Raw genomic sequence first — 11075 nt, forward strand, 5'->3', positions numbered from 1 at the left:
CCGTCATTTCACGGCACCCGCGGTCATCCCCTGGATCAGCTTCTCGCTGAAGAATGCGTAGATCAGCACGACAGGGATGATGGCGATCATCAGCCCGGTTGCGATCATCCCGTAATCCTCGAGCTGGTCCCCCATGAACTTCTGGATCCCAAGCGGCAGCGTGCGCTTCGCGTCGTCGGCGATGAGCACCACCGCATAGAGGAACTCGTTCCAGAGCAGGATGGTGTTCAGGATCACCACCGTCGCGATCGCCGGCATCGCGACGGGGAAGGCCACCTTCCAGAAGGTCGCCCATTCCGAATAGCCGTCGATCCGCGCCGCATCGAAGAGGTCGGCCGGGATGCGCGCGAAGAAGCTCTCCAGGATGTAGACGGTCAGCGGCAGCTGTATGGCGGCATAGACCAGGATCAGCCCGATCCGCGTATCGTAGAGACCGAGGTTCGCCAGCGTCTGGAACAGCGCGATGATGGTGATCTGCGGCGGCAGCACGATCGTGGAGAAGATCAGGAAGTAGATCACGCGGTTGCCGGGAAAGCGGTATCGCGCCAGGCAATGCGCCGCCATCGCGCCGACCACGGTCACGATCGCGACCGACGACAGCACGACGACCAGCGAGTTCGCGAAGTAGGTGTCGTAGCCGCTGCTGGTCCAGGCGGTGGCGTACTTGCCGAAGCGCCATTCCTCCGGCAGCGCATAGGGCGCACGCATGAATTCGCTGGTGGAACGCAGGCTGATCATCGCCACCCACAAGAGTGGCCCCGCCGCGAAGGCGGTCCACAGCACGATAAGCAGCGTCACGGCCGCCCGGGTCAGCACACGCGCGGCCATCAATATTCGAGCCTCTGGCGCTGACGCAGCATCCAGGTCAGCAGTCCGACGCCCGCCATCACGATCACGAACCAGACGGTCGCGATGGCGGAGGGATAGCCGAGGTCGAAGGTGCTCCACTCGAAGGCGCGCTTGTAGGTGTAGGTCGAGACGGTCTCGGTGCTCCAGAGCGGCCCGCCCTTGGTCGCGATCCAGACCAGGTCGAAGATCTTCATCTTGCCGACGAAGGACAGCACCAGCAGGTTCAGCAGCGTCGGCCACACCAGCGGGATGACGACGTGCCAGAGCTTCGCCGCCCAGCCGCAGCGGTCCAGCTCCGCCGCCTCGATCACCTCGGACGGCAGGGAATGCAGTGCGGCCAGCAGCACCACCATGTTGAATCCGGTCCACATCCAGGTCGTGACCAGGATCAGCGCCGGCAGCGCCGTATCGGTGGTGCCGAGCCAGGGGCGCGCCCAGTCCCCCAGCCCGACGACGCGCAGCAGCATGTTCGCTGCGCCCCAGTCGTAGTTGTAGATCCAGGCCCAGAGGATGCCGACGACGACGTAGCTCATCAGCACCGGTGTGAACCACGCGATGCGCAGGAAACGCGCGCCCGGCACCTTGGCGTAGAGCGCGAGTGCCAGCAGCAGGGCGATGCTCACCTCAAGCAGCGGCGCGGCAATCGCCCAGGTGAGCGTGTTGCGCACCGCGCGCCAGAAGGTCTCGTCCAGCCAGAGCTCGGCGTAGTGCGCCGCCCCCACGAAGACATCGCCGGCGGGCAGCACCTCGTGCACGGAGTTCCAGATGGTCCGCACAACCGGATAGGCGGTGAGGCCCAGGTAGAAGATCGCCGCCGGCAGCAGGAAGGGGATGATCGCCGCCCAGGCCGGGCGCTCCGCCAGCCGCACGGGTGGCGGGGCGGCGGAGGCCGGGAGAGGCGCGGCCTTGGAGGCGCTCACCCCCGGCTCACCGCGCCTGCTGGGCCGCGTTCATCTGCCGCACCACTTCTTCCACGCTGACCTGGCCCGAGATGAAGGCGTTGTTGACGACCTGGGTGAAGGTGTCGCGCGCCCTGCCTTGCAGAACCTGCAGCGGGATGCCGAATAAGTAGTCCGAGCCCTCGTTGGCGGCCGCGAGCTGGCGGAAGTAGCCGGCGCGCGGTCCCTCGATGCGGGTCGCATCGGCCTTGATGCCGGTCTGCACCATGACATTCTGCAGCCAGAGATTGCCCATCTCGGGCGTGGCGAAGGCGTCCAGGAAGGCACGTGCGGCATCGGGATGGCGCGTGCGGGCGTTCACCACGTAGCTGCCGCCGACAGCGATGGTGCGGCACCGCGCGCAGGCCGCGTTCTCCGGTGCGGGCATGCGCATGACGCCCAACGGGAAGTCGGCCGGCTGCCCGCCCTGGTCGGCCGGATTGAAGGCGCGCGAGGTGTACCAGGAGCCCATCGGGAAGAAGAGCGTCCCGGGGTTCGTGTGGAAGTAGGTGTGGCTCTGGCCGAGCTGCATCGTCGCGACACCCGGCGGGAAGGCGCGCGCATCCACGAGGCTGCGGACGAACCTCAGGCTCTCCACGACGCGTGGATCGTCCCAACGGATCTCACCCGCGAGTAGCCTGCCGTAATCCTGCATGCCGAGGCGCATCAGCAGCGTCTCATGCGTCAGGAAGGCGCCCGGGAAGGGGCGGTCGCCGACGCCGGCCGAGATGGGCACGATGTTTCGCGCGCGAGCGCGCCGCACCAGGTCGAGGAACTCCGCCTGCGAGTGCTGCAGCGAGGGCGGCACGCTGCCCCCCAGTTCCTGCAGCATGCGCGTGTTGACGTACATCTCGACCGTCCAGGCCTCGAGCGGCAGCCCGTAGGCGCGGCCGTTATGCGTCCAGATCTGACGTGCCCAGGGCTCGACGTTGTTCCAGTTGATGCCCTGGGAGAGGTCAAGCAGAAAATTGTTCTGGACGTACTCGACCTGGTCGGGCTCGGCGTAGAAGACGTCCGGCCCCTGACCCGCCCGCAGCGCCGTGCGCAGCGCGGCGTAGAGCGCGTTCTTCTCGTACCACGTGGTCCGGACCGTCACGCCGGGATTGGCGGCCTGGAAGCGGCGGATCGCCTCCTCGACGAACTGGCGCTTGGGCTGCTCGGCGGCCCAGTGCGACCACAGCGTGATCTCCTGTGCCTGGGCGACGGCCGGCCCGCTTCCCAGGCCTGTCACGACCGCCGCGGACGCGGCGAAGGCCACGCCGAGAGCGCGGCGACGAAGCGTCGTCATCTGGCCATTCCTCCCCTTGCGCGCAGACGGATGCCACGCGTCCGAGGCCGAGCATCCCTGGGGCGAACAAGATTGTCAATAATTTTTGCGATAACCTGGAGGGGGTGGGAGGGGGAGCCTCTCCACACGGCTCCAGGTTTCCGTCTTCGGCAGGCCGCCGGTTGACCTGCCCCCCGCAGAAGCGGTCCGCCGCTAGAGCACGCTGCGTTCTGATGAACGCATTTCTTGCTCTAGCCTGGTCCGGCGGCAGCGGAGGGATGGCTCGGATGGCCAGGAAGACGGCGCATCGGCCGGAGGTGATGGTCGGTCAGGGCAAGACGGTGGCCGATGCGGTGCGTGCGATCGGAGTGACGGAGCCGACCCACGACCGCTGGCGTACCGAGTTTGGCGGTCTGGAACTGCACCAGGCGAAGCGGCTGAAGGGTTCGGGGCGCTGAAACGGACGAGCGTGAGAACGCGCGGCTTCGGAAGGCGATGTCCCACTCAGCTTCAGCCTGGATCACGCGATGCGGGCTGGTCAGGTGGCGCGACGCTTGCCGAGATGCCCGAAGGTCCGCTCTGACGCCCGATGATCTGGCTGCTGGCTACCCGGCGCCCGTCTTCATCCAGGCCCTGACGCTCAGTTCATGGCGTGTGGGAAAGTCGCTCCGTCGGGCCGGCGGATGCCTGTGCGTGATGGAGCTCGCGGTCGGCCTTGGCGATCTGCTCCACCATTCGGCGGATGGCGCTCAGCGCATCCAGCATCTCGTCGATCTCCTCGACGGACATCTGCCGGCTGGCGGCCGAAGCGAGCAGGCCCGACTTCCCGGCCTGATAGGTGCGCTGGAAGGCCTCGAGACGGCCGACATCGCTATCTGCACCAAATGACAGCGCGATGCTGCGGGCCGCCTCGTGCACCACCGCCCCGGCCAGCGCTCGCACCGCCGCGGGGCGGCTGGCGGCGACATTGCGGTGCGCGGCATCAGCCTCGGTGGAAAGCCGCGCCGCTTCCTCCAGGTAGCGCGCCGTGCGCAGCACCCGGGGCAACTCATCGGAGACCTCGCGCGTCATGCTCTCGGTGCGCATCGTCGTCACGAAGTCAGCGATGGCATCGGCGAGCGGCACCACCGCCGCGGCAGCTGGCGGCGTGCCATGCGGCTCGGCTGCGCGCAGCGCGGCAAGACAGACCTGCCCGGTGATGTCGCGCAGTCGTCCCAGTTCGAGCCAGAGCGCGGCAATGGCGAGATCGGGTGCGCCCGCCGCCGTGGGGTCGAGGTGCCGCGGCCGGGCGAGATCCTCATCAGCGCTGCGGAAGATACGTTCGAGCAGGCCGGCCAGGCGCCCGGCGAAGGGCAGCAGCAGCGCCAGGCCCAGCAGGTTGAACATCGTGTGAAACAGCGCGAGCTGCGGTGCGACCCCTGCGTCCCCGGCGACCCAGACGATGCCCTCCAGCAGCCATGGCAGCGCCGCCAGCGCCACGCAGGCGGTAACGAGGTTGAAGGCGATGTGCCCCAGCGCCACGCGCTTGGCGTTGGTGGTCGCCTTCAGCGCCGCCAGCACCGCCGTCGATGTGGTGCCGAGATTGGCGCCGATGATCGCCGAGGCTGCCGCGTCCAGCGGGATGACCCCTTCCACCGCCGCCGTGATGAAGATGGCGAGCGCGGCGCTGGATGACTGTGTCACCGCAGTCACGAGCAGGCCGCCGAGCAGGAAGCTCAGCACGCCCAGCACGCCGCCCAGCGCCAGCGCGTCGGGCCCGATCATGCCACCAAGTCCGGCCAGCGCATCCTTCAGGACGGAGAGGCCGAGCAGGAACAGGCCAAGCCCCGCCACCGCCGCGCCCAGCCCGCGCCGTCGCGGCGCCGAGGAACCCAGATGCATCGCCACGCCGATCGCGATGATCGGCAGGGCATAGGTCTCGATCCGGAAGTTGAAGCCGACCAGGCTGACCAGCCATCCGGTCATGGTGGTGCCCAGATTGGCGCCGAACACCACGGCCAGCGCCTGGCGCAGCGACATCAGCCCGGCATTGACGAAGCCGATGGTGGCCACCGTGACTGCGCTGGAGGATTGCACGACCCCGGTGACCAGCACGCCGACCAGCGCGCCGCGCCAGGCCGTGGAGGTCCACTGCCGCAGGAGGCGCCGGATCGAGAGGCCACCGGCCAGCTTCAACCCGTCCGTCATCATCGCCATGGCGAGCAGGAACAGCCCAAGCCCGCCGGCCACGGTTCCCGCTAGCGTGAACACCGGCACCTCCTGTCGGGCGTTGCGTCTCTCGCGTCAATTCCGGCCGGAGCGCCGGACAACCGGCTTGGTGCATCCCGGCCCATGGGGTGAGCGCAGATGTCACGCAGCCGGGCGGAATGTCTGTCCGCAAGGCAATCACGCATCCTGTCGCGTCGCCGCGTCCACGCGTTCGAATCCACGGCCCGCCTTGGTCATCTGGGCGGCCTCGTTCTCTGGTGTCGGGCCGGCAGCCCCGCAGCGGCGCGGGAGGCGACGGGCGTCTCGCGCAGCTCGATTCCTCCGGGTTCGACGAGGACGGTGGCCTTCATGGTCTTGGGCGTTGGCAGGCTCCCTCGATGGGCAGCGTCGCGGCGCGCCTAGCGTGCGCCCAGCAGGAAGGGCGGCGGCGCGGAGAATTCGGTCTCCACGCGTTTGACGCCGGGCAGTCCCTCGGCAAGCACCCGAAGGGCGCGCCGGATGTCCTCGGACCCGCAGAAGCCATGCAGGCGTACGACTCCATCGGCGACATCGAAGAACATGAGCTGGTTGTCGAACCAGGACTGCGCGTGCAGCGCAGTGGAGAGTGCACGCCGGATCTGCGCATCCGACCGGGCGGCGGTGGTGTCGCCTTCGTCGATGATGATGGCGCGCAGCAGGTCGGCGCGCGAGACGACACCGACCAATACACCGTCGCGGAGCACGGGCACGCGGCGCACCCCGCGCGTCTCCATGATGTGAGCGATCTCCTCGGCCGTCGCATCCTCACCCACACTTGCCAGATCCATGGTCATGGCATCCTTCACCGTGCGGCCATGACTCCGTGCGAAGCGCGCAGCCTCCAACTCGGGCCCGCGGAACAGGCTGGCGAACCAGCCCGTCTTCGGCGCCGAAGGCGCTGCAAGCCTCTTGATCAGATCGCCTTCGGTGATGATGCCGACGAGCTGCCCGTCCTCGCGCACCACTGGCGCGCCCGAGACGCCGCGTTCGGCCATGGCGCGGGCCGCCGCCTCCAGGCCCATATCCGGCGGGAAGGTGAGGAGTCCGGTCGACATCAGATCACGCGCCAGCATCACGCCTCTTTCTCCTTGCCGCGGTTCGCCCCGCGAGCGGCCGCATCGGATGAATGACTGCCCCGCGCGGCACGGGGTTGTGACCGATGATCCAGAGGGTCTGATGGCGCATCGCCATCCTTCCCACGGACGAGGCTCGCTCCGCCGCCGGGGTCGACAGGGAGGCTCGCCGCGCCGCTGGTCGCAAGCCGGGCCAGAAAGGCCTCGAGGTCGCGCGGGATGACGCGCCACTCGCGCCCGAGATCGATTGCCCGGAGCTGCTGCAGCTTGATCCAGTGACGGACGCTCGCCTCCGACACCTGAACCAGATCCGCAACTTCCTTCACGGTCAGGAATCGCCGCGTCAGCATCGCGCCACTCCGGTTTGCCGCCCTTCCATGCCGGTACAGTCGCAGGAATCGCAACGTGACCGCATTGACGTACATCAATGCCCGTTGAGCGTCGTTGAGTGCATCTGAGCGTGGGCGGCTCGAAGGCTGCCCCGCAGATCTCGGCCTGCTGTGTGGGAAGGCGGCGACGGTCACGGGTAGTGCAAACGGCAGATTGTTCCGTTGCAACGACCCACCCCGCTTCGCAATCGAGCCGTCTTCTCATGCGCCTGAACCACGCGATCCGCGTCAATCTTGAGGAGAAAACATCGTGGCCATTACGACGATCGCGCTGCATGTGGAGCCCGGCGCTCCGGAAACGGTGGATGCGTGCCTTGCGCTGCCGTTGGCGATCGCCGAGTCCCACGCCGCACATGTGACGGCCCTCGTCTTCGCGGTCGGCGCCTTTCGCGACGCATCGGGCGCGGACATCACGTCGCTGACCGATCAGGACCTCATCGCCCGCGAGAATGCGGCGACCCTGCGCGTACAGAAGGTGCTGGAGGCGCGGGGTCTCCGGTTCGAGGTGCGCGGCCGCAGCAGCTTCGCCTATGGTGTCGGCGAGGTCCTCGCCGACCAGATGCGCGTCAGCGACCTCGGGATCGTGTCATTCGGTCCGGGTGCGGATATCGGCAGGCGCTTCGTCGCATCCGCCGGCATCTTCTCCTCCGGGCGGCCGCTGCTGCTCGTGCCGCCCGGCCGCGCCGTTGCCTCCCCTCCGTCGCGCATTGTCCTGGCCTGGGATGCTTCACCCGCGTCGGTTCGCGCGGTCCATGGCGCACTCCCGTTCATCAGGCGGGCAGAGGCGGTCACCGTCGTGAGTGTCACGGATGACAAGGAGTTCCGGCAGGGCCAGTCGGGTGTCGAGCTGGCACATCTGCTCGCGCGCCATGGCGCGCATGCGGCCTTCCGTCCCGTCCAGCGGGGTCGCGGTGGGGTCGGCGCTGCCATCCTGGATGTTGCGCGGGAGGTCCAGGCGGACATGATGGTGATGGGCGCCGTCCGCCACGCGCCCCTGCACAACCTGGTGTTCGGCAGCGCGACGATGGACCTGCTCGACCGGGGTCCGGCTCTGCCCACGCTGCTGGCCGCATAGACCTGTCGGTCGGACGACCCGTCCACCTGATGCGCCCGGCGCCTTCTCGTCGAGCCATGGGTGGACGGGCCACCTCTCGGGGGCAGGCGCCCAGCACCGTGGTTCGAGATCGGCATCGGAGCCCATGACAAGCAGCGGGGATACCGCGTGGCACAGCCTCGCCTCGGAAGACGCGATGAGGCGCGCCGCCACGCAGCCCGAAGGCCTGACCGGGACCGAGGCGGCGCTCAGGCGGGCGGCGCACGGGCCCAACAGGCTGCCCGAGGCCCGGACACGCGGGCCGCTCCTGCGGTTCCTGGCCCAATTCCATAACGTCCTGATCTACGTGCTGCTTGGTTCGGCCACGGTGACCGCGGCTCTGCAGCATTGGGTGGACACCGGGGTGATCCTCGCCGTGGTGCTGGCCAACGCGGCCATCGGCTTCATCCAGGAGGGCAAGGCCGAGGCCGCGATGGCGGCAATTCGACAAATGCTTGCCCCCCGTGCCGCCGTGTTGCGCGATGGACGGCGGACGAGCGTGGATGGCGCGGACCTCGTGCCAGGCGACATCGTTCTGCTGGAAGCGGGGGACAAGGTGCCCACCGACCTGAGGTTGATCGAGGCGCGCGGGCTGGCGGCGCAGGAGGCGATCCTCACGGGCGAATCGGTGCCCGTGGAGAAGTCTGTGGAGCCAGTGCCCACCGATGCCGCCCTGGGCGACCGGCGATCCATGATGTGGTCCGGCACCTTGGTCACGCAGGGCACGGCGCGCGGCGTCGTGATCGCCACCGGCGCCAGGACCGAGATCGGGCGGATCGGCGGCCTTCTCGCCGAGGTCGAGCAGCTGACCACGCCGCTTGTCGCGCAGATGGACCACTTCGCGCGCTGGCTCTCCTTCCTGATCCTGCTCGTTTCGGGCCTTCTGCTGCTCTACGGCTATTTCGTCGGGCATCAGGCCTTTGCCGATCTGTTCATGGCGGTCGTCGGCCTGGCGGTCGCGGCAATCCCGGAAGGCCTGCCTGCGGTCATGACCATCACGCTCGCCATCGGCGTGCAGGCGATGGCGCGGCGCCATGCGATCGTGCGTCGCCTTCCGGCGATCGAGGCGATCGGCTCGGTCTCGGCGATCTGCACCGACAAGACCGGGACGCTGACCCGCAACGAAATGGTCGTGACCGCCGCCGAGACGCCCGCCGGCGCGTTCCAGATGGGTGGCGAGGGCTATGCGCCTGAGGGCTCGGTAGAACCGTCTGGCGACCTGTCGCGCCTCGCCCTTGCGGCGGCGCTCTGCAATGACGCCGCGCTGCATCGCGAAGACGCGCAGTGGATGATGGAAGGTGACCCCATGGAGGGGGCGCTGCTGGCCTTTGCCGGCAAGATCGGCGGCAGTCATGCGGCGCGGCGGCTGGATGCGATCCCCTTCGACAGTCGCCATCGCTTCATGGCCGTACTGAGCGAGGGCCCTGCAGGCCGCCTGGTCCATGTGAAGGGCGCGCCGGAGCGGGTCCTGCGCATGTGCGGCGGCATCGACTACAAGCAATGGCACGACCGGGCCGACGCCATGGCGCGGCGCGGCCTGCGCGTCCTGGCGCTGGCCGAGCGAGCCGAGGCGGGCGAGCGCATCGACGCCGCCGCGCTGGAGGGGGGCCTCACCTTCCTCGGCCTCCTCGGGCTGATCGACCCGCCCAGGCCCGAGGCCATCGCGGCCGTGGCGGAATGCCGGGCTGCGGGGATCAGGGTCAAGATGATCACCGGCGACCATGCCGGCACCGCCGCGGCGATCGCCGCGCAGATCGGGCTGGAAAACGCCCACCGCGTGCTGACGGGGGCCGATCTCGACAAGCTGGACGAAGCGCAGCTTGCGCTGGAGGTGGTCTCGGTCGACGTCTTTGCGCGCACCAGCCCTGAACACAAATTGCGCCTGGTGACCGCGCTGCAGACCAATGGCTTGACCGTCGCGATGACCGGCGACGGTGTGAACGACGCGCCGGCGCTCAAACGCGCCGATGCGGGCATCGCGATGGGCCTGAAGGGGTCCGAGGCGGCGAAGCAGGCGGCCGATCTCGTGCTCGCGGACGACAACTTCGCCTCCATCGCCGCCGCGGTGCGCGAGGGGCGGACGGCTTACGACAACCTCAAGAAGGTGATCAGCTGGACCCTTCCCACCAATGCGGGGGAAGCCATGGTGATCGCCCTGGCGCTGCTGGCGGGACTGGCCCTGCCGGTTACCGCCGTGCAGATCCTCTGGATCAACCTCATCACGGCGATCACCCTCGGCCTCGCCTTGGCCTTCGAGCCGACCGAGGCGGGGACCATGACCCGACCGCCCCGCTCTCGCGATGCGCCGATCCTCGCGGGCGAACTCGTCTGGCACGTGGTGATGGTGGCGCTCCTGTTCCTGGCCGCGGTCTTCGGCGTCTTCAGCTATGCGATCGACCGGGGGTATTCGCTGCCGCTGGCGCAGACGATGGCGATGAACACGCTGGTGGTGCTGGAGATCTTCCACCTCTTCTTCATCCGCAACATCCACGGCACCTCGCTGACCTGGGACGCCGCGAAGGGGACGAAGGTCGTCTGGACCGTGGTCATCGTCATCACCGCGGCGCAGTTCGCCGTCACCTACCTCTCGCCGCTCCAGGCATTGCTGGGCACCGAGCCCATTCCGCCGGCCGACGGCCTGCTCATCGTCGCCGTGGGTGCAGTCTTCTTCGCGATCATCGAGATCGAGAAGCAGATAAGGTTGGGCTTGAAGGGCCGCGGCAGGATGGTGACAGGGTGAGGCAGCGCATGTTCGGAGTGTAGGCTCTCCACCATGGTTCCGGGCAGAGGCGCACCGAGCATCCCCATGGCGATGACCCTTGTCGCCGCCGTCACGTTTGTCGTCGGGGTGGCCCTCTTCATCCTCCCACCCTTTGGGCACATGCCGCTCTCCTACCAGATTGCCCTGACGGGCCTCGCACTTGCCCTGTGGAGCTTCTCCGACGGCTTTCTCGGACGATTCAGCATCGCCCTGGCACTGATCGAAGCCCTGCTCTTGCTTCGCCTCTCGGTTGGCTGGACCCGGCTTCTCGTGGACGTGTTCGCCCCCGACGCCGTCGAGTAGTCACCTGGGGTCAGGTGAACTCCTGCGACAGCGCAGCGTCGCGTCCCCCGCGCGTTCCGTGCCTGACATCCGTTCAACCTTCCTGTGCTCTTTCGTTGCTCGGCCCCAGCCGGCGCGTGGCATGTCGGATCATCGAAGCAGGGAGGCGCGAGGACAACACGACCCGCCCGCACACG

Annotated in this window: 9 protein-coding genes and 1 pseudogene; 4 read left to right on the forward strand and 6 right to left on the reverse strand. The window is 68.3% G+C overall.

All coding sequences use genetic code 11. The features are described 5' to 3' along the window. Positions 1-3: 3 nt before the first annotated feature. From AC2D9U_RS16065 to AC2D9U_RS16075, 3 genes are read right to left on the reverse strand one after another with little or no spacing between them, the layout of a single operon-like run. Positions 4-828 (reverse strand): carbohydrate ABC transporter permease, encoded by an 825-nt coding sequence (locus AC2D9U_RS16065; protein WP_484750819.1) that lies wholly within the window; start codon positions 826-828, stop codon positions 4-6. Next, the gene (locus tag AC2D9U_RS16070) at positions 828-1769 is read right to left on the reverse strand and encodes a carbohydrate ABC transporter permease (RefSeq protein WP_484750821.1); all 942 of its coding nucleotides are present in this window, start codon (positions 1767-1769) and stop codon (positions 828-830) included. Before AC2D9U_RS16070 ends, AC2D9U_RS16065 begins: the two co-directional genes overlap by 1 nt. 7 nt (positions 1770-1776) lie before the next feature. Next, positions 1777-3075 carry an ABC transporter substrate-binding protein gene (locus AC2D9U_RS16075; RefSeq protein WP_484750824.1) on the reverse strand — a complete coding sequence of 433 codons (1299 nt, stop codon included), beginning with the start codon at positions 3073-3075 and terminating at the stop codon, positions 1777-1779. A 257-nt stretch (positions 3076-3332) separates the two neighbouring features. Between AC2D9U_RS16075 and AC2D9U_RS16080 the strand changes: the two are divergent. Then, a pseudogene (locus AC2D9U_RS16080) lies at positions 3333-3555 on the forward strand (hypothetical protein); the annotation flags it as partial. 144 nt (positions 3556-3699) lie between these two features. On the opposite strand, the gene AC2D9U_RS16085 reads toward AC2D9U_RS16080, so the two are convergent. The 3 genes from AC2D9U_RS16085 to AC2D9U_RS16095 all read right to left on the reverse strand — a co-directional run bounded on the left by AC2D9U_RS16085 (position 3700) and on the right by AC2D9U_RS16095 (position 6703). Next, on the reverse strand, positions 3700-5304 hold the full coding sequence (locus tag AC2D9U_RS16085) for a Na/Pi cotransporter family protein (protein ID WP_484750827.1): 1605 nt from the start codon (positions 5302-5304) through the stop codon (positions 3700-3702). Between the two features lie 356 nt (positions 5305-5660). Beyond that, positions 5661-6353 (reverse strand): CBS domain-containing protein, encoded by a 693-nt coding sequence (locus tag AC2D9U_RS16090; RefSeq protein ID WP_484750830.1) that lies wholly within the window; start codon positions 6351-6353, stop codon positions 5661-5663. Then, on the reverse strand, positions 6353-6703 hold the full coding sequence (locus AC2D9U_RS16095) for a helix-turn-helix domain-containing protein (protein WP_484750834.1): 351 nt from the start codon (positions 6701-6703) through the stop codon (positions 6353-6355). Before AC2D9U_RS16095 ends, AC2D9U_RS16090 begins: the two co-directional genes overlap by 1 nt. Positions 6704-6992: 289 nt before the next feature. Here AC2D9U_RS16095 and AC2D9U_RS16100 point away from each other — a divergent pair, with 289 nt between their 5' ends. From AC2D9U_RS16100 to AC2D9U_RS16110, 3 genes are all read left to right on the forward strand, one after another. Continuing rightward, positions 6993-7817, forward strand: coding sequence for a universal stress protein (locus AC2D9U_RS16100; RefSeq protein WP_484750838.1), 825 nt, complete (start codon positions 6993-6995; stop codon positions 7815-7817). 124 nt (positions 7818-7941) lie between these two features. Beyond that, on the forward strand, positions 7942-10575 hold the full coding sequence (locus AC2D9U_RS16105) for an HAD-IC family P-type ATPase (protein ID WP_484750841.1): 2634 nt from the start codon (positions 7942-7944) through the stop codon (positions 10573-10575). A gap of 72 nt (positions 10576-10647) precedes the next feature. Then, positions 10648-10899 (forward strand): hypothetical protein, encoded by a 252-nt coding sequence (locus tag AC2D9U_RS16110; protein WP_484750844.1) that lies wholly within the window; start codon positions 10648-10650, stop codon positions 10897-10899. Positions 10900-11075: the final 176 nt, after the last annotated feature.

It is taken from the genome of Roseomonas sp. TF40 (assembly GCF_057219975.1).